This is a genomic window from Halorientalis sp. LT38 (assembly GCF_037031225.1).
Taxonomy (GTDB): domain Archaea; phylum Halobacteriota; class Halobacteria; order Halobacteriales; family Haloarculaceae; genus Halorientalis; species Halorientalis halophila.
Genome location: NZ_JAYEZN010000001.1, coordinates 1,613,096 through 1,631,713 on the forward strand (window position 1 = coordinate 1,613,096; position 18,618 = coordinate 1,631,713).

The 18,618-nt window shown below is 69.0% G+C and carries 18 protein-coding genes and 1 pseudogene; 9 read left to right on the forward strand and 10 right to left on the reverse strand.

Annotated features, from left to right (window positions below; translation table 11 throughout):
• The first annotated feature begins 45 nt into the window (after positions 1 to 45).
• The 6 genes from U5918_RS08240 to U5918_RS08265 all read left to right on the forward strand — a co-directional run bounded on the left by U5918_RS08240 (position 46) and on the right by U5918_RS08265 (position 7,616).
• The gene (locus U5918_RS08240; protein WP_336000826.1) at positions 46 to 1,134 is read left to right on the forward strand and encodes an aminopeptidase; all 1,089 of its coding nucleotides are present in this window, start codon (positions 46 to 48) and stop codon (positions 1,132 to 1,134) included.
• A 325-nt stretch (positions 1,135 to 1,459) separates the two neighbouring features.
• Entirely contained in the window at positions 1,460 to 2,005 is a 546-nt protein-coding gene (locus tag U5918_RS08245; RefSeq protein ID WP_336000827.1) for a ribbon-helix-helix protein, CopG family, read from the forward strand.
• A 108-nt stretch (positions 2,006 to 2,113) separates the two neighbouring features.
• A complete protein-coding gene (locus U5918_RS08250) occupies positions 2,114 to 3,322 on the forward strand; it encodes an Nramp family divalent metal transporter (RefSeq protein WP_336000828.1) in 1,209 nt (402 codons plus the stop codon).
• On the forward strand, positions 3,323 to 5,326 hold the full coding sequence (locus U5918_RS08255; RefSeq protein ID WP_336000830.1) for a hydantoinase/oxoprolinase family protein: 2,004 nt from the start codon (positions 3,323 to 3,325) through the stop codon (positions 5,324 to 5,326).
• Positions 5,323 to 6,918, forward strand: a complete 1,596-nt coding sequence (locus U5918_RS08260; RefSeq protein ID WP_336000831.1) for a hydantoinase B/oxoprolinase family protein — start codon at positions 5,323 to 5,325, stop codon at positions 6,916 to 6,918. The genes U5918_RS08255 and U5918_RS08260 overlap by 4 nt, the downstream gene beginning before the upstream one ends.
• Positions 6,915 to 7,616: a maleate cis-trans isomerase family protein gene (locus U5918_RS08265; protein WP_336000832.1), complete on the forward strand. Its 702-nt coding sequence runs from the start codon at positions 6,915 to 6,917 to the stop codon at positions 7,614 to 7,616. The genes U5918_RS08260 and U5918_RS08265 overlap by 4 nt, the downstream gene beginning before the upstream one ends.
• A 1-nt stretch (position 7,617) precedes the next feature.
• On the opposite strand, the gene U5918_RS08270 is transcribed toward U5918_RS08265, so the two are convergent.
• The 10 genes and pseudogenes from U5918_RS08270 to surE form a co-directional block, all read right to left on the reverse strand.
• A complete protein-coding gene (locus U5918_RS08270) occupies positions 7,618 to 9,030 on the reverse strand; it encodes a signal recognition particle protein Srp54 (protein WP_336000833.1) in 1,413 nt (470 codons plus the stop codon).
• 117 nt (positions 9,031 to 9,147) lie between these two features.
• Positions 9,148 to 10,014, reverse strand: a pseudogene (locus U5918_RS08275) (metal ABC transporter permease); the annotation flags it as partial.
• A gap of 49 nt (positions 10,015 to 10,063) precedes the next feature.
• Entirely contained in the window at positions 10,064 to 10,801 is a 738-nt protein-coding gene (locus U5918_RS08280) for a metal ABC transporter ATP-binding protein (RefSeq protein WP_336000835.1), read from the reverse strand.
• Positions 10,798 to 11,829, reverse strand: a complete 1,032-nt coding sequence (locus U5918_RS08285) for a metal ABC transporter substrate-binding protein (protein ID WP_336000837.1) — start codon at positions 11,827 to 11,829, stop codon at positions 10,798 to 10,800. The genes U5918_RS08280 and U5918_RS08285 overlap by 4 nt, the downstream gene beginning before the upstream one ends.
• A 291-nt stretch (positions 11,830 to 12,120) precedes the next feature.
• The gene (ftsY, locus tag U5918_RS08290) at positions 12,121 to 13,278 is read right to left on the reverse strand and encodes a signal recognition particle-docking protein FtsY (RefSeq protein ID WP_336000839.1); all 1,158 of its coding nucleotides are present in this window, start codon (positions 13,276 to 13,278) and stop codon (positions 12,121 to 12,123) included.
• 6 nt (positions 13,279 to 13,284) lie between these two features.
• Positions 13,285 to 13,749 carry a prefoldin subunit alpha gene (pfdA, locus tag U5918_RS08295; RefSeq protein WP_336000841.1) on the reverse strand — a complete coding sequence of 155 codons (465 nt, stop codon included), beginning with the start codon at positions 13,747 to 13,749 and terminating at the stop codon, positions 13,285 to 13,287.
• The gene (gene rpl18a / locus U5918_RS08300) at positions 13,746 to 13,919 is read right to left on the reverse strand and encodes a 50S ribosomal protein L18Ae (RefSeq protein ID WP_336000842.1); all 174 of its coding nucleotides are present in this window, start codon (positions 13,917 to 13,919) and stop codon (positions 13,746 to 13,748) included. Before rpl18a ends, pfdA begins: the two co-directional genes overlap by 4 nt.
• An 82-nt stretch (positions 13,920 to 14,001) precedes the next feature.
• Positions 14,002 to 14,214 carry a YgaP family membrane protein gene (locus tag U5918_RS08305; protein WP_336000844.1) on the reverse strand — a complete coding sequence of 71 codons (213 nt, stop codon included), beginning with the start codon at positions 14,212 to 14,214 and terminating at the stop codon, positions 14,002 to 14,004.
• A gap of 35 nt (positions 14,215 to 14,249) precedes the next feature.
• The gene (locus U5918_RS08310; RefSeq protein WP_336000845.1) at positions 14,250 to 15,260 is read right to left on the reverse strand and encodes an NAD(P)-dependent alcohol dehydrogenase; all 1,011 of its coding nucleotides are present in this window, start codon (positions 15,258 to 15,260) and stop codon (positions 14,250 to 14,252) included.
• Positions 15,261 to 15,413: 153 nt separating this feature from the next.
• On the reverse strand, positions 15,414 to 16,307 hold the full coding sequence (gene surE, locus U5918_RS08315; RefSeq protein WP_336000846.1) for a 5'/3'-nucleotidase SurE: 894 nt from the start codon (positions 16,305 to 16,307) through the stop codon (positions 15,414 to 15,416).
• A gap of 78 nt (positions 16,308 to 16,385) precedes the next feature.
• Between surE and U5918_RS08320 the strand changes: the two genes are divergently transcribed.
• The 3 genes from U5918_RS08320 to U5918_RS08330 are packed head-to-tail and all read left to right on the forward strand — an operon-like array spanning position 16,386 to position 18,593.
• Positions 16,386 to 16,964 carry a magnesium transporter gene (locus tag U5918_RS08320; RefSeq protein ID WP_336000847.1) on the forward strand — a complete coding sequence of 193 codons (579 nt, stop codon included), beginning with the start codon at positions 16,386 to 16,388 and terminating at the stop codon, positions 16,962 to 16,964.
• Positions 16,964 to 17,521, forward strand: coding sequence for a magnesium transporter (locus tag U5918_RS08325; RefSeq protein WP_336000848.1), 558 nt, complete (start codon positions 16,964 to 16,966; stop codon positions 17,519 to 17,521). Before U5918_RS08320 ends, U5918_RS08325 begins: the two co-directional genes overlap by 1 nt.
• A 46-nt stretch (positions 17,522 to 17,567) precedes the next feature.
• The gene (locus U5918_RS08330) at positions 17,568 to 18,593 is read left to right on the forward strand and encodes a nucleoside recognition protein (protein WP_336000850.1); all 1,026 of its coding nucleotides are present in this window, start codon (positions 17,568 to 17,570) and stop codon (positions 18,591 to 18,593) included.
• The last annotated feature ends 25 nt before the right edge of the window (positions 18,594 to 18,618 follow it).

An 18,618-nucleotide genomic window follows, 5' to 3' on the forward strand; every position in this document is an offset into this window, starting at 1 on the left:
GGAGAAAGCGAAACCGATTACCGACGACCGACCCTGGGCCGTGACATGGACCCACGCATCCGCGAACACGCCCAGATGCTCGCAGACGCCGTCGACCTCGGCGAGGGCGACGACCTGGTCATCAAGGCGGAACCGACCGCCGACGACCTGATCGTCGCGCTGTACGAACTCGCCGGCGACCGCGGCGCCAACCCAGTCACGCTCCGGACCAACCGGAGCGGCCGGGCCATCCGTGGCTACCTTCGGTCGGCCGATCAGGCCGGCGTCGAGTTCGAGACGCCCGGGCACGAGCAGGCGCTGGTCGAGGAGGCCGACTGTCACGTCGTCATCCGGGCCAACGAGAACGTCACCGAGATGGACGACGTCGACAGCGACACCTCCGCGGAGTACCAGCAGGCCCACAGCCCGATCCTGAACGAGCGGCTCACCGACCGCTGGACGCTCACCCAGCACCCGACGCCCGCCAACGCCCAGCTCGCCGAAATGAGCACGGAGGCCTACGAGAACTTCGTCTACGACTCGATCCTCAAAGACTGGGACGCCCAGGAGGAGTTCCAGGACCACATGGTCGAGATTCTCGAAGACGGCGAGGAAGTCCGGATCGTCTCCGGCGACACGACGGACGTGACCATGTCCGTCGCCGGCAACCACGCGCTCAACGACACGAACACGCACAATTTGCCGGGCGGTGAGGTGTTCACCGCGCCGGTCCCCGACTCCGTGGAGGGCGAGGTCCTCTTCGACAAACCCGTGTACCAGAACGGGCGGGAGGTCCTCGGTGCCCGCCTCGTCTTCGAGGACGGCGAGGTCGTCGAGTACGACGCCGAGAAGAACGAGGAAGTCCTCGAATCCATCCTGGAGACCGATCCCGGCGCGAAGCGACTGGGGGAACTCGGTATCGGGATGAACCGCGACATCGACCGGTTCACGTACAACATGCTGTTCGACGAGAAGATGGGCGACACCGTCCACATGGCCGTCGGCCGGGCCTACGAGGAGACGGTCGGCGAGGACAACGAGCAGAACCAGAGCGCCCAGCACGTCGACATGATCGTGGATATGTCGGAGGACTCGCGGATCGAGGTCGACGGCGAGGTCGTGCAGGAGGATGGTGTCTTCCGGTTCGAGGGGTAGCGAGGGCGAGCGAAGCGAGCCCTCGGCAATTACGAACGGCGAACGGAGTGAGCCGTGAGTAGCGAGACTCGAGCAGCGAGGGATCGGAGATCCCTCGAGCAGCCGGCGCGAAGCGCCGGCGACGAAGTGAGAGTCTCGTTGCAAGCGAGCGGGGAACGCGAGGTCTTCGACCTCGACTCGAACGGGCGGAGCCCGTGAGAGCGATGTGAGCCGTGAGCAGCGAGGCTCGAATCGCTCGTGTTCGGCACCAATCCAGCCGATTCGTCGACACCACGCTCGCTGGCGGTCTGCAACGTTTATGCCGCTCTCGGGACTGAGTACCAGCATGACTGGCGATCGTGTTACGGTATCACTCACGGAGGAGGCACAGTCGGCGCTGGAAGAGCTCACCGAACGGACAGAGGAGAACCGCAGCGAGGTCATCCGAGGCGCGATCTCCTTCTACGCAGCGAACTTCGAGTCGGCGCGGGCGAGCAACAGCGACGACCTCCAGACGTACTATCAGCTGCTGACCACGGGCGAACACGTGTTGCTCGACGTCGACCTGCTCCACGCCTTTCTGGACAACGTGGAGGGCGAGGACGGGCCGGACCCGGAGTTTCTGGCGACCGTCGACCGGGTCGCGGACTACCACACACAGGAGTACGCCCAGCGGTTCGATTCGCTGGGGGAGATCCTCGAGTGGCTCTCTTTCTGCGGGTTCCTGACGGTCCGGGAGACCCACGGGGACAGCTATCAGGTCGTCTTCCCCTCCGAATCGGTCCGCTGGTTCATGACGCGGTTCATCCAGGGGAGCATCGGCGACCTGCCCTTCGAGGTCGAGATCGAGGAGAGCGTCTCGAAAGTATTACTGAAAGAGTGTGAAGAGTGATGTCGTCATCGTTCGCGATCATACAGCCGATGTCCATGATGCACACAGATCTCAACAATCCTTTTGATTGGTGATAGATATCGTGGCAACAGGTCTCAATACGAAACCATGGACATTGTTCAGCGATTCAAAACGATCGGACCTGGGGCGATGGTGGCGGCGGCGTTCATCGGCCCGGGGACGGTAACGACAGCGAGTGTCACCGGTGCTCGGCTCGGGTACGCCCTGCTGTGGACGATCGCGTTCTCGATCGTCGCGACCATCGTCCTCCAGGAGATGTCGGCCCGGCTCGGGCTGGTCTCGGGCGAGGGGCTCGGCGAGGCGCTCCGGAACCGGTTCGACAATCCGGCGATCGAGTACCTGGCCATCTTCCTCGTCGTCGGTGCGATCGGCGTCGGGACCGCGGCCTACGAGGCCGGGAACATCCTCGGCGGCGCCGCCGGGCTGGCGACGATCACCGGCGTGAGTTCGACGATCTGGGGCGTCGTGATGGGGCTCGTCGCCGGGGCCCTGCTGTTCACCGGCAAGTACAAACTGATCGAGCGGGCGCTGGTCGCGCTCGTCGCCATCATGGCGTTTTCCTTCGTCGCGTCGGCGATCCTGATCGGTCCCGACCTCGGGGCGATCGCGGGCGGGTTCGTCCCGGGCATCCCCGAGGGATCGCTGTACCTCATCACGGGCCTGATCGGGACGACGATCGTCGGCTACAACCTCTTCCTGCACGCGAGCAACGTCCAGGAGCGGTGGTCCGGGCCGGGTGACCTCCCGGCGTCACGCACCGACACGATTCTCTCTATCGCGGTCGGCGGGTTCATCACGATCACGATCATGATCACCGCGGCGGCCGCGTTCCCGCTCGGGACCGAACTCGACGACGTCGGGCAGATGGCCCAGCAACTCGAACCGCTGGCGGGCTCGTACGCGAAGATCTTCTTCAGCATCGGGCTGTTCGCCGCGGGCTTCACGAGCGCGACGACCGCGCCGCTGGCCGGCGCGTGGGCGACGACGGGCGCGCTGGGCTGGGATTCCGACCTCAAGAGTCCGCGGTTCCGCGCGGTCTGGGGGACGATCCTGGCCGTCGGCGTCCTGTCGGTCCTGCTGGGCGGGAGTCCGGTCCAGATCATCGTCTTCGCGCAGGTCGTCAACGGCATTCTCCTCCCCATCGTCGCCATCTTCCTCATCTACGCGATGAACCAGACCGACCTCCTCGGCGAGTACACGAACGGCCCGGTCGCGAACGCGCTCGGGGCCATCGTGACGATCATCGTGGTCTGGCTGGGCCTTCGAACGCTCCTGAGTGTATCCGGGGTGCTCTAGATGAGCGACAGAGTCGTGGGCGTCGACGTCGGCGGGACCTTCACCGACGTGACGTTGCTGGTCGACGGCGACCTCGTCACGGCCAAGGTTCCGAGTACGGCGGATCAGAGCGACGGCGTCATGGCCGGGATCGAGAAGGCCTGTGCCGAGGCGGGCATCGACCCCGGGGAGATCGAGGCGTTCTCACACGCGATGACCGTGTCGCTGAACGCGCTCCTGGAGGAGTCGGGGGCGAAGACGGCGCTCGTGACGACCGCCGGGTTCAGGGACGTACTGGAGATCGGCCGGCAGGACCGGCCCGCCCTCTACGATCTCGACGCGGAGAAGCCCGCCCCGCTGGTCCCCCGTCGCCGGCGATACGAGGTCGACGAGCGGACGACGACCGAAGGCGTCGAGCGGCCGGTCGACGAGGACGAGATCCGCGACGTCGCTGACGCGATCCGGGTGGACGACGCCGAGGCCGTCGCCGTCTCGCTGCTGCACGCCTACGCCCACCCCGAGAACGAGCAGGCGGTCGCCCGGATCCTCCGCGAGGAACTGGACGTGCCCGTCTCCGCGTCCCACGAGGTGCTGGCGGAGTTCCGGGAGTACGAGCGGACCTCGACGACCGTCGTCGACGCGTACCTGCGACCCGCCATCGACCGGTACGTCGGCCACCTCTCGCAGCGAGCCACCGACGCCGGACTGCCCGAACCCCGAATCATGCAGGCCAACGGCGGCATCACGGACGCCGAGACCGTGCGACGGAACGCCGTCCTGACGACGCTCTCGGGCCCGGCCGCGGGCGTCGTCGGCGCGAACGAGATGGCGTCCACCGCCGACGACGACCCGGCGCGACTCGTCACGTTCGACATGGGTGGCACTTCCAGCGACGTCAGCCTGGTGCGCGACGGCGAGGTCGAGCGGACGACCGACGGCGAGATCAACGACCGGCCGATCAGGACGCCGCTGGTCGACATCGAGACGGTCGGTGCCGGCGGCGGCTCGATCGCGTGGGTCGACTCCGGCGGGGCCCTCCGCATCGGCCCCCGATCGGCCGGCGCGGAGCCTGGACCGGCCTGTTACGGTCGCGGCGGCACCGAGCCGACCGTGACGGACGCCAACCTCGTCCTCGGATACATCGGGTCGAGTACCAGTCTCGGCGGGGAGCTATCCCTCGACGAGGCGGCGGCCCACGACGCGATGGCCGACCTGGCCGAACGGGCGGGGATGGACGATCCGGTCGAGGCGGCCCGGGGCGTCTACCGTGTCGCCAACGCCAACATGACTCGCGCGATCCGGTCGGTCACGGTCGAGCGCGGCTACGACCCCCGGAAGTTCGGCCTCGTCGCCTTCGGCGGTGCCGGCCCGATGCACGCCGTCTCCATCGCGAGCAGCCTCGACATGGAGCGGGTAGTCGTGCCGCGGGCCTCGGGTGTCCTCTCCGCGTACGGCCTGCTGGCCGCCGACGAGAAACAGGACGCGGTCCGGACCTACCAGCGCCCGCTCGACGCCGTCGACCCCGATGCCGTCGAGGGAATCTACGACGACCTGGCCGACGAGGTGCTGGCCGAGATCAGCGACCCAGAGCGGGCGACTGTGACGTACTCGGCCGACCTGCGATACGCCGGCCAGAGCTTCGAACTCGCCGTCGAGGTCGGCGACTCGTTCGACCCCGTGGCCGCCCGGGACCGGTTCGAGGAGTCCCACGAGGTCGCGTACGGCTACCGGATGGACGAGCCGGTCCACCTGGTCAACTGCCGCGTGACGGCGACGGTCGACCGCGACGTACCGGCCATCGACTACGCCGCGACGGGCGACCCGCTGAAGGGAGCACGGGACGCGACCTTCGAGGACGGCGTCTACGAGACGCCGGTGTACGACCGGTCGCGGCTCCAGCCCGGACGAACCCTGGGTGGCCCGGCGATCGTCGAACAGGACGAGAGCACGGTCGTCGTTCCCCCGCACTGGGACGTGCGGATCCGTGACGACGGCGCCCTCGTCTCCGAGGTGACCGAACGATGACCGACGACATCGACCCCGTGACGCTGGAAATCCTGCGGAACCAGCTAGAGAGCATCGCCGAGGAGATGGGGCACGTCCTCATCACCGGCGCGTACTCGCCGAACATCAAGGAGCGACAGGACTGTTCGACCGCCCTGTTCGACGCCGACGGGAAGATGGTCGCACAGGCCGAACACATCCCGGTCCACCTCGGCGCGATGCCCGACGCCGTCGACGCGATCATCGACGACGACCCGAAACCGGGCGACGTGTTCATCGTCAACGACCCCTTCGCGGGCGGGACGCACCTCCCCGACATCACGCTCGTCTCGACCATCGCGCCCGAGGACGACGTGATCGGGTTCGCGGTCTCGCGCGCCCACCACGCCGACGTGGGCGGCAGCGCACCCGGCAGCATGCCCCCGGGCGCCAGGGAGATCTACGAGGAGGGGCTCCGCCTGCCGGCCGTACGCCTCGTCGACGGCGGCGACCTGAACGAGGCGGTGCTGGACGTGTTGCTGGCCAACGTCAGGACGCCCGACGAGCGCCGGGCGGACCTCCGGGCCCAGCGCGCCGCCAACGAGCGGGCCGAACAGCGGATCGGCGAACTGCTCGACGACCACGGCTCGCTGCTGCTGGACGCGTTCGACGCCGTCGTCGACTACTCGCGGGCCCGCGTCGAGTCCGAGATCGCCGACCTGCCCGACGGGGAGTACCGCGCCCACGACGTGCTCGAAGGCGACGGCGTGACGGACGAGGACATCCCGATCGAGGTGACGGTCACGATCGACGGGTCGACGATCGACGTCGACTTCGCGGGCACCGCCGCGCAGGTGGCCGGCAACCTCAACGCGCCGCTCTCGGTCGGAAAGAGCGCGGTCTACTTCGTCGTCCGGGCGGTCACCGACCCGGAGATCCCGTCGAATCACGGCTGCTACGAACCGGTGACCGTCTCGGCACCCGAGGGGACGGTCCTCAACCCGAGGCCCCCGGCCGCGGTCGTCGGCGGCAACGTCGAGACCAGCCAGCGGGTGACCGACGTGACCCTCGCGGCGCTGGCCGAGGCCATCCCCGAGCGGGTCCCCGCGGGCGGCCAGGGGACGATGAACAACCTCATCATCGGCGACCGCGAGGGCGAGTTCACCTACTACGAGACCATCGGCGGCGGGTTCGGCGCCCGACCCACCAGGGACGGCATGGACGGCGTCCAGGTCGGGATGACGAACACGCTGAACACCCCGGTCGAGTCGATGGAGACCGAGTACCCGCTCCGCGTCGAGCGGTACGCCCTCCGGTCGGGAAGCGGCGGCGACGGGAAACACCGTGGCGGACTCGGACTCGAACGCTCGGTCACGGTCGAGACCGACGCGACCGTCTCCCTGCTCACCGAACGTCGCCGCACCGCGCCCGCCGGCGTCGACGGCGGCGAGGACGGCGCGATGGGCGAGAACCTCGTCGACGGCGAATCGGTTCCCTCGAAGGCATCGGTCGACGTGAGCGCCGGCGCGACCGTGACCATCCGCACGCCCGGTGGCGGCGGTCACGGCGACCCCGACGACCGATCCGGGGAGGCACGAGAAGACGACCGCCGCGACGGGAAGGTGAGCGAATGACCACCCGTCTCGGCCTCGTCGTCCCCTCCTCGAACACGACGGTAGAACCGGATTTCCGGGCGATGGCTCCCGAAGAGAGCACCGTCCACGCCGCCCGGATGCCGCTCGAGGACGTGACCGTCGACGACCTCGACGAGATGGCAGGCGGTGCCGAACGCGCCGCGGAACTGCTCTCCCACGCCGCCGTCGACGGGATCGCCTACGCCTGCACCACCGGAAGTCTCCTGCACGGCACCGGCTTCGACGAGGAACTGGAGGCGCGGCTGTCCGAGGCGGCCGGCGCGCCGGCCGTCGCGACGGCCCTGTCGGTGAAACGCGCCCTCGCCGCGCTCGACGCCGAGACGGTCGCCGTCGTCACGCCCTACGCCTCGGAGCTGAACGAGCGGGAACGGGAGTATCTGGTCGACTCGGGGTTCGAGGTCGCCAGCCTCGACGGCCGGGGACTCGTCGCCAACACCGAGATCGGCGAGTTGACCGCCGCGGACGCCAGAGAGCAGGTCGAGTCGGCCGTTCCCTCCGCTCACTCCGTGGACGCCGTCTTCGTCTCCTGTACGAACTACCGCACCGTCCCGGCCCTCTCCGAACTTGAGGCGGCGCTCGACGTCCCGGTGATTTCGAGCAATAGCGCGACGATGTGGGACCTCACGGATCGACTGGGTCTGTCGACGTCACTCGACACGCGACTCGCCGAGCGCTGATTCAGTCGCCGAACGGACCGCCACCGCCGCCCATACCGCCCATTCCGCCGGGGCCGCCGGGGCCGCCGCCACCGCCCTGCTGCATCTGCTTCATCATCCGCTCCATGTCCGCATCGCCCATCCCCTGGAACTGGTTGAGCGTCTTGGCCATCATCTTGTGCTGTTCGAGCAGTTCGCGGACGCGGTCTTCACTGGTGCCCGAGCCCTTCGCGATCCGTTTGACCTGGCTCTGGCCGATCGAGCGGGGGTGTTCGAGTTCGTCGTCGGTCATCGAGTCCATGATGACCTCGAAGCTTCGCATCCGGTCTTTGGTGACGTCCATGGCGTTGTCGGGCAACTGGTCCATCAGCCCGCCACCCATGCCGGGGATCATGTCCATCACCTGATCGAGCGGCCCCATGTTGTCCATGGCCTTCATCTGGTGGCGCATGTCCCGGAGGGTGAACTCCCCCTCCATGAGCTGTTCGGGGTCCCAGTCCTCCTCGTCCTGGGTCTCCTCCATCGCGCGCTCGACGCGCTCTGTCAGCTGTTTCAGGTCGCCCATCCCGAGCAGCCGGGAGATGAACCCCGACGGCTCGAACCGCTCGATGTCCTGGACCGTCTCGCCGGTCCCGAGGAAGGCGATCGAGGAGCCGGTCTCGTTGACGGCCGCCAGCGCACCGCCACCTTTCGCCGTCCCGTCGAGTTTCGTGATCGCGACGCCCTCGATGCCGATTGCCGACTCGAACTCCTGGGCCTGGTCCTTGGCGGACTGGCCCATCGCGGCGTCGATCACCAGCAGGTTCCGGTCGGGGTCGACGGCCTCGTCGATGCGCTCGATCTGAGCGATCAGTTCCTCGTTCAGGCCGTCACGGCCCGCGGTGTCCACGATCCGGACGTCGGCCTCCTCGGTGGCTTCGAGGCCGGCCTCGGCGATCTCGACGGGGTCGTCGGCGTCGGGGTCGCCGTAAAAGTCCACCTCGGCGTTCTCGGCCATCTGCTTGGCCTGGTCGTACGCCCCGGGGCGGTCGGTGTCGGTCTGGATGACCGCCGGGCGCAGGCCCTTCTTCGAGAACCACCAGGCCATCTTCGCGGCCGTGGTGGTCTTCCCCGACCCGTAGAGACCCGCGAGGAGGATGGTCTGCTCTTCGAGGGGCAACTCGGTGGAGTCGCCGACGAGTTCGACCATCTCCTCGTAGACGACGCGGAGGACCCAGTCCCGCGCTGACGTGCTGCTTGGCGGTTCCTCCTCGAGCGCCCGGGTCTCGATGTTGTCCGACAGCTCCATCACCAGGCTCGTGTCCACGTCGGCCTGCAACAGCGAGCGCTGGATCTCCTTGACGACGGCTTCCACGTCGTCTGCGTCGATGCGGGACTTCCCCCGGAGGTCGTTCAGCGTCCCCCGGAGCGAACTCCCAAGATCGTCGAGCACCATGATTAGTTACCTGGGGTAGACCGGCCAGGCGGTAAAGCCTTTTTCTGTGGTCGCCGGCCCGGGACCCTGCTGCAGTCCCGGGAATCGTCGATCGACGGTCGCGGCCAGCCGGGAGCCTCAGTCCGCGGGCGTGGCGTCGACCGGTTCCGCCTCGCCCGCGCCCGAGCGTGCGAGGAGTTTGCCGACGGTGACCGAGACGACGTACAGGAGGACGCTCACGAGCACGATGACGCCGCCGGCGGTCGCCGACGAGAGGTACGCCAGCGTGATGCCGAGCACGACCGCGAGTTCGGCGAGGACGACGGCGGCCAGGAGCGAGGCCCGGAAGCTGTCGGCCAGTTGGGTGGCCGCGGCGACGGGCACCACGAGCATCGCGGCGACGAGGATGACGCCCATGATCTGCATCGCGCCGACGACGACGAGCGCGGTCAGCATGACCATCACGCGGTTGTACCAGGCGACGGGCAGGCCGGCGACCCGCGCGGCGGTCTCGTCGAAGGTGACGAACAGCAGCTGCTTGTGGGTAACGGCGACGACGCCGACGACCAGTGCGAACAGCACCAGCATGAGCCGCATGTTCTCGCTCGTCACGGTCGAGAGGTTGCCGAAGAGGTACTGGTTGATGCCGACGGCGAGCCCGCCCGCGTTCAGGCTGATGAGGACGGTCCCGAGCGCGAAGCCCGTCGAGAGGACGATCGCCATCGAGACGTCGTTGTACGCATCGGTCACCTCGGAGATGAGCTCGATGCAGAGCGCGGCCAGGACGGCGACCACCGTCGCGGTGAGATACGGCGAGACCCCCAGTTCGAGGACGCCGTTGAGGAAGAGGCCGACGGCGACGCCGGCGAAGGCGGTGTGGGCCAGCGTGTCCCCGATGAGCGCCAGCTGGCGGTGAACGAGGAAGGTCCCGATCAGCGGGGCCATCACGCCGATGCAGAGCCCGACGACGAACGCCCGGCGCATGAACCCGTAGCCGAGCATGCCCTCGATCAGTTCGAGCACGGCGACACCTCCGGACCGGACGAGTTCCGGGTCATGGCGTCGTCCCCGAGACCTGCGGTCGCGCGCCGTAGACCCGCGCGATGGTGTCGCTTTCCCGGAATTCTGCCGGGTCGCCGTAGTACCGGAGCCGGCGGTTCAGACAGGCGACCGTCTCGGCCCGCTCGCTGACGACGCCGAGGTCGTGATCGACGAGGACGACGGTCAGGCCGTCGGCGTGGAGGGCCGACAGCAGGTCGTAGAACGCCTCGCGGGACTCTGCGTCCACGCCGACGGCGGGTTCGTCGAGCGCGAGGAGGTCAGCGTCGCCGGCGAGCGCGCGCGCGATGAACGCTCGCTGGCGCTGCCCACCGGAGAGTCGCCCGATCCGTCGATCCGCGAGGTCCGCGATACCGACCCGCTCCAGCGCCTCTCGGGTGGCGGTCCGGTCCCGCTCTCTGAGCCGACCGAAGCCGACGTGGGGGTAGCGGCCCATCAGGACCACCTCCCGAACGGTGATCGGCATGTCCGTGGCCGACTCCCGGACGTCCTGGGCGACGTAGCCCACGCGCGTCCCGTCCGAAAAGGAGTGGGCGGGTTCGCCGAACAGCCGCACCGACCCCGCGTCGGGTTCGCGGAGGCCCAGCATGAGCGCCAGGAGCGTGCTCTTCCCCGAGCCGTTGGGGCCGACGACGCCGAGGAACTCGCCGTCCGAGACGGAGACCGAGACGTCTTCGACCGCCGGCGTCGGCCCGTAGCCGAAGGTCACGCCGTCGAGGTCGAGGACCGTCATAGCGACTCGGTCCCCCCGTCGTAGTCGGCGTGGACGGTCTCGGCTGGTGGGGTCTTCCCGAGCACGATCTCGAAGGTGGGCATGTTGATCCGCCGGGCGATCTCGGCGTAGCCCCACCCGCGTTCCACCCACTGCTCGAGCGTGCCGGCGTACGGCGTCACCGGGTAGTACTGCTTCACTCGCGTCTCCTCGATCAACTGCCTCGCCGGTCGGTGGGATTCGAACACCGCCGCCGCGATGTACTCGATGTCGTTCTCGGCGACGAGCCTCGCCGCACGGGTGATCGCCTCCGGCGGCACGTCGCCCTCGGCAGCGAGGTTGAACACGAGGGGGTTCATCGCCACGTCGTACCGCGCGCCGAGGTACTGGAAGGCGTTGTGTGCGGCCAGCACCACCTGATCGCGCGGCGGGTCGGCGAACACCGCCCGGTACTCCTCGTGGATGACGTCGAGTTCCGACCGCAGCGCGTCCGCGTTGGCCGCGAACGTCTCCGCGTGGTTCGGATACGCGGCCGCGAGCCCCGCCTCGACGTTGTCGACGGCCGTCTTCGACCGAAGCGGGTCGAGCCAGAAGTGAGGGTCCTTGCCGTCGGCGACCGCTTCGTCCTCGTCGAGACTGGCGGCGACGTCGAGCAGTTCGATCCCGTCGCGGACGTTCACGAACGCGGTGTCGGCGCCGTCGTCTTTGGCCGTCCGGATCGCGCGGTCGGCCCAGGGCTGGAACCCCTCGCCGACGTGGACGAACACGTCCGCGTCGATAATCGCCCGGGTGACGCTCGCGTCCGGCTCCCAGCCGTGCCCGTGCATCCCGACCGGCACGAGGTTCTCGACCGTGACGGGCGTCTCCGCCGTGATCGTTCGCGCGAAGTCGAAGAAGGTGAAGAAGGACGCCGCCACGTCGGCGCGCTCCCCCTCCGCGGCCGTCAACAGCCCGGAACACCCCGCGAGACCGACGGCGGATAGCGCCCCGCCCGCGGCGAGCACCGACCGCCGCGAGCGCCGACGGACGGGTGAGTTTCGATCGTTCATCGTGCTAGTCTTCATTGGATACAAGTATATAATTGTGTCTACCTAATCAGACAATTAGACTGGTCTAACTCAGCCGATCTGTGGCGGTTCGTAGCCGATAGCGCAGTCCGGTGGTTCGTGGACGAGAGCGTCCGGCTGACGGGAGCGAACCCGCCGAGGGGGAGGAACCGGGTCGGCCGTCGTCACGGTGCGGATCTCGCAGCGGGTCCACGAGCCGACGTCGACGAGGCCGTAGCTGTGCGGAGGTCTGGGAGGAACTCTCGACGCGTCGCGCAGAGGAGTGAGCGCGGCTCAGTCCTCGTCGTGCCCGAGGAGGCGGTCGACGATGACCTCGGGGTCGAACGGTTCGAGGTCGTCGTAGTCCTGACCGGTCCCGAGGAACAGAATGGGTTTCCCGGTGACGTGGGCGATGGAGATGGCCGCGCCGCCCTGCGGGTCGGCGTCGGCCTTGGTCAGCACCGCGCCGTCGATCGCGGCGGCGTCGTCGAACTCCGTCGCGCGGTTGACGGCGTCCTGGCCCGCCACCGCCTCGTCGACGAAGATCGTCATGTCGGGCTCGATCACCCGATCGATCTTCTCCAGCTGGTCCATCAGGTCGTTGCTGGTGTGGAGCCGGCCGGCCGTGTCACCCAGCACCACGTCCACGTCGTTGGCCTCGGCGTACTCGACGGCGTCGTAGATGACCGCGGCCGGGTCCGAGCCCTGCTCGTGGGAGATCAGCCGCTCGTCGAGGGCGTCGGCGTGTTGCTGGAGCTGCTCGTTCGCGCCGGCGCGGTAGGTGTCGCCGTTCGCCAGCACCGTCGAGTAGCCCCGCTCGTCGAACCACTGGGAGAGCTTCGCGATGGTGGTCGTCTTCCCGACGCCGTTGACGCCGGTGAACACCATCGTCACGGGTTTGTCGGCCTCGGCGATCCGCTCCTCGAAGTCGAACTGGCCGACGCTGATCACGTCGACCAGCGCGTCCCGGAGCGCCTCCTCGACGACCAGGCCCGTGGTCTTGACCTTCGAGCGCGTCTCGCCCTCCAGGTTCTCGCGGATCCCCGTCAGGATCTCCTGAGCGACGCTCAGCTCGACGTCCGAGGAGAGCAGCGCCATCTCCAGTTCGTCGAGCGGGCCCTCGAGGTCCTCGAGTTCGATGACCTCTTTGCCCGTAGCGGCGAGTTTCGCCCGCTCCATCAGGCCGCGGTCGCTCCCGCCGTCGTCCTCGGCGGCGGACTCCGACTGCGGCTCCGGTTCGGCGTCCCGGTCGGATTCCGGTCGCTCGTCGGCGTCCGCAGGCGCCGTGGACTCGGCGTCAGATGCCGCCGACTCGGCGGCTTCCGCCTCGGCTTCGGCAGCCGCTGCCTCGTCGACTGATTCGGCCTCGGCCGCGTCCTCGTCGACGGGTTCGGCCTCCTCCTCGACGTCCTCCTTGAAGCTGTTGAGCTTGTCTTTCAGTCCGTCGAACATGGCCCCTTACTCGTCGTCGTCGGCCTGCTGTTGCATCTGGGACATCTGCTGTTGCATCTGCTGCTGTTGCATCTGCTGGGCCTTCTCCTCGAGTTCGTCGCTCTCGGACTCGATCTCGGCGACCTCGCTCCGGAGCTCCTCGATCCGGTCGTCGAGCGTGTCTTTCTTGTTCTCCAGGGTGTCGACGGCGTCGTCCTGCTCGCGCTCTGCGGCGTAGCCGCCGCCGAGGCTGACGATGATCTCGTCGATGTCCTGGACTTCGGCGCGGACGTACGCGTCGCCGCCCAGCGGGACCTGCACCGTCTCGCCCGTGTCGAGCGTCCGGATGGCCTCGATGGCCTCGTCGATCTCGGACTGTTCGGCCTGCAGTCCCTCGATCTCGCCCTCGATGGCTTCCTTCTCCTCTTCGAGCGCCTGGATCTCTTCGGCGAGCTGCTGAAGCTGGCCGCCACCGCCACCACCGAGGCTCATTGGGCCACCTCTTCGACTTCGACCTGCGTGCGCTTGAGGCCGTGTTTCGAGCCGAACTCCGCGTAGGTGTGTTCGACCGCGACGTTCTCGTTTTCGGCTTCGAGACTTTTCTCGAAAGATTCCCAGCCGTCGCGTGCCTGCCAGCGACCACTCACGGTAAACTCGGTCATGTTCGGGACGTGCGGGACCGACGGGGAAGAATGTACCGACCTCTCCTCCCGACGACGGGACCCCGACCCGACGGCGGCGGCCCTACTCGCCGTCGGTCGTGTCGACCCCCAGCGCCGCGTTCAGCCCGCAGAAACAGGTCGTCGCGTTGAACCCGAACCCGAGCGCGGCGAGTCCGGCGACGATCCCCGTGCCTCGATTCCCCCGCTGGAGAGCCGTGACGGCGACGACCGTCAGAACGATCGCGAGCAGTGCACGCCCCTTTCGGTCCGCGCCGCCGACGTTCTTCTCGATCATACCCGAAGTATGGGGCGCCAGGGACTTAATTTTCGTCACTCCGGGACGAGGACCGCTCGCCGGTCCACGTCGCCCGCTTCCAGCCGGTCGTAGGTCGCGGCCAGGTCCTCGAACCCGACGGGCTCGACGCCGACGTCCAGTCGGCCCGCCTCGGCCAGGTCGAGCACGTCCCGGAGCTGGTCGATGCTCCCCCAGAACACGTTCGTGCAGACGAGTTCGCTGCCGACCAGCGGGTTGAAGGAGAGCTCGAAGGACCCGCCGCCGATGCCGACGATGTAGAGCCGCCCCTGCGTGCCGAGCGCGTTCCCGCAGGCCTGCAAGGTCTCGTCTTTGCCGACGAAGTCGATGGCGGCGTCGGCCCCGTCGTCGGTGACCCGCCGGACCGCGCTCTGGATGGACTCCTGGGTCACGTCGACGGTCACGTCCGCACCGAGGTCCTCGGCGAGGGCGAGTTTCTCGGCGTCCTGATCGGCGGCGACGACCTGCGCGCCGGTCATCGCGGCGAACTGGACGCCGAACTGTCCGAGCCCGCCGATCCCGACCACGAGCAGGGTGTCGGTCGGCGAGAGGTGCTGGCGGGCGCGCTGGACCGCCCGATAGGGCGTCAACGCGGCGTCGGTCAGGGGTGCGGCCTCGACGGGGTCGATCTCCGTCGGGAGGACGTACTTGGCGTCGGGGACGACGACGAAGTCCGCGAGCGCGCCGTCCTGGCCGATACCGGCCCACTCCAGCACGTTACAGAGTTGATCGTCGCCGCGGGTGCAGACCTCGCAGTGGCCACAGCCCCAGCCCCCGAAGACGACCGCGCTCGTCCCCGGGTCGAGGTGGTCGACGCCCGGGCCGGTCGCCGCGACCTCCCCGGCGGCCTCGTGACCCAGCGTCCGGGGGGTCGGGATCGGCAGGTCGCCGTGCATCAGGTGCAGATCGGAGTGACAGAGCCCGCAGGCGGACACGTCGATCAGGACCTCGCCGGGCCCCGGTTCGGGTCGGGGGACCTCCTCGACGACCAGCCCCTCGCCGGGGCCGTGAAAGCGCGCGGCGCGCACGGTCAGTGGCCCTCCCCGTCGGCTGGCGATCGGTTCTCGATGCGTGCCCTCGCTACCCGTCCTCTCATGCTATTGCACAGGAAGGATGCCGGTCCGGTAAAGAAACCCCCTCGTGAGGCCGACGATATAAGAGCAGGGGCGAGGGGCGACGGCTCAGGCCTGTCCGTCGCGGCGCTGCTCCTCCTGGGCGCGCTCTCGGGCGCGCTCACTGTCGTTGTACCCGTCGACGACCTGCTGGATCGCGCCGGTCTCGACCGACAGCGCGGGGGCGGTCAACGGGGAGACGCTGACCTCGCCCTCGACGAGCGCCCGACGGTCCGAGCCCTCGGGGTAGCGATCCTGGAGGTCCGCGTCGGCCGGGAACGGGCTCTCCCAGCCGACGGTGCCCGGCCAGACCACGTCCCGGAGCGCGATGTCGCCCTCGCGGGGTTTGCCGATGTCGACCTCGTCGCGCTCGCTGGCGTCGTGTTCCACGTCGACCGCGTAGTCGTGGTGGGGTTCGGTCAGGCGCATCGGGGACTCGGGGACGTCGACGGGCGCGTTGACGTTCAGCACGTCCGCCTCGTCGAAGACCGCGCTGTGCTGGCTGCGGACGACGAGTTCGCGGGCCACCTTCGCCGGCCGGCCGAAGTCGTACTCCTCGGGCGGGTGGACGAAGAAGTCCTGGGCGTGGTAGGCGGAGATGGCGATGCCGGGCAGTCCGAGGAAGGCCGCCTCGATGCAGGCGCCCACGGTTCCGGACCGGCCGACGACGTAGTTGCCGGCGTTGGGGCCGTGGTTGCAGCCGGCGACGACGAGGTCGAAGTCGGCGTCGAGGCCGCCGACGCCGTAGGCCACGCAGTCGGCGGGCGTGCCGTCGATGGCGTAGCCCCAGGGGTGCTCCTCGCGGGTGGTGCGGTGGGTCCGGGTCCGGCCGGTGCCGCTCTGGTTGTCCATCGGCGCGACGACGGTCACCTCGGCGGCCCCGGTGAGTTCCTCGTAGAGGGCCGCCAGCCCGGGGGCGTCGATGCCGTCGTCGTTCGTCAACAGGACGTGGGGGGCAGTCACGGTCGAGGATAGGTGCGCCGGCGCGTCAGTCTTTCGGGCTGCAGGGGTTTTTACCCCGGGGCTCCGTTGCACCCGCAAATGACCGTCCGCGAGGTCGCCGTCGAGGCCTACCGCGAGGCGCTCCCCGTGCTCGCCGTGAGCGCGGTCGGCGGCCTCTTCGCGGGCGTCGTCCTCGGCGGGATGGAGGCCGAACTCCAGGCGGTCCCCGGCCTCCTGATGCTCGTCCCGGCCCTGCTCGCGACGCGCGGGAACGTCTACGGCTCGCTCGGTGCGCGCCTGGGCTCCGCCCTCCACCAGGGGCTGATCGAACCCCGGTTCGACCGCGGCGACGAGCGCCTGCGCGGCGCGGTGGCGGCCGCCCTCGCCAACGGCGTCCTCGTGAGCCTCTTCGCGGCGGTGCTTGCCTTCGTCGTCCTCGGCGTCATCGGGCGGCCCGTCGCGCCGCTCACGACGCTGGTCGGCATCGCCGGCCTGGCCGGCCTGGTCTCGGGCCTCCTGCTCACGGCGGCGGTCGTCAGCGTCGTCTTCGTCGGCTACCGCCGCGGCTACAACCCGGACACGCTGGCGGGGCCGGTCGTCACCACGACGGGTGACGTCGTCGGCGTCGCGACGCTGCTGCTCGCCACGCGGATCGTCCTGGGGGTGGGTGGCCTCTGATGGAGACGCGCTGGACCCCCGCCGCGATCATGCGGACGATGCTCCCGATCCTCCTCGTGTTGACCGCCATCGAACTCGCCAGCGGGTTCGTCCTCGATACCTTCGAAGGCACCCTCCTCCGGTACCCTTCGCTGCTCGTCCTCGTCCCGGTGACCATCGGGATGGCGGGCAACCTCGGGAGCGTCCTGGCCGCCCGGCTGTCGACGGTCCTCCACCTCGGGCTGCTCTCCTTCGAGCCCGACGACGAGTACCTGCTGGGCAACGCGGTCGCGACGGTCGCGCTCGCGCTCACGCTCTTTCCACTCGTCGGCGGGGGCGCGTGGCTGGCCCAGCGGGTCGTCGGCGGGACGGCGCTGGGCCTGGGCACGGTGGTCGTCGTCGCGCTGGCCAGCGGCGCGGTGCTCGCGTTCCTGGCGGTCGCCGTCACGCTCGTCGCGACCTACGGGGCCTACCGCTTCGGGCTCGATCCCGACGACGTGGTGATCCCCGTCGTCACCAACGTCTGCGACGTGCTGGGCGTGGTCGTCCTCTTCCTCGTCGTCGGGCTGGTCGTCTGAGGGCGGGATAGTCAGGGCTTTGGCCCGCACGTCCCAACGACGGGACATGGAGCCGGCGCCGACGGCGTTGCTGGCCGAGGTCCTCGTCCGCGTGGGGTCGATCGCGGTCTTCGTCGCGCTCGGCGTGGGGCTTGCCAGCGTCGCCGTCGAGTTCGGCGCGGTCGAGTACGTCGCGGGCTTCGCCCGGCCGCTGACACAGCCGGCGAACCTCCCGCCGGAGGTCGGGACGGCCATCCTGGCGACCACGGCCTCGCCGACCGCGGGGTACGGCATGCTCGCCGAGTACCGGGAGGCGGGGCTGCTCGACGACCGCGCGACGCTGGTCGCCGTGACCATGAACACGTTCTTCGGCTTCGCCCAGCACATATTCACCTTCTACGCGCCCGTGTTGATCCCGATCCTCGGGCTGAAGGTGGGCGTCATGTACGTCGGCGCGCGAGCGCTCATCTCGCTGGCGATCACCGCGACCGGCGTCCTCGCCGGCGCGCTCTTGCTCTCCGAGCGCAACGTCGACACGACCGTCGAGGCCGACGTGGACGAGACCGCGGGAACGGAGGCAGACGGTGGGGAACCACGCGACCGCCGCGCGAAATTGCGGGCCGCCGGGGCGAGCACCGCCGAGAAGGTCCGGGAGATCCTCCCCCGACTCTTCGTCGTCTACCTGGTGGTCGCGACGCTGGTGGCCTACTGGGACCCGATCGTCGCGGCGCTGTTCGGCAGTTCGGACGCGCTGGGGATCGCGAGTGCGGTCGCACCGATCACCGGCGCGCTGGGTCTCCCCAGCGCGGCGATCCCGGCCATCGCGGTGTTCGCCATCGACACGACCAACGGCGCCGTCTTCATCGCGCCGCTGATCGAGAACGGAACCTTCACCGCGCGGGCGGCGGTGGCGACGATGCTCGTCGGCGGCATCGTCTCCTTCGCCGTCTCGACGTTCAAGCGGTCGATCCCCTTCCAGTACGGGATCTGGGGCCGTGAGTTCGGGACGAAGGTGATCGTCGTCAACACGGTCCTCAAGATCCTGTTCATCGCCGTTGCGCTGGTGATTCTGCTCGCGCCGGCGGCTGTCTGAGGCCAGGCTGGCGATCCGGGCCTCC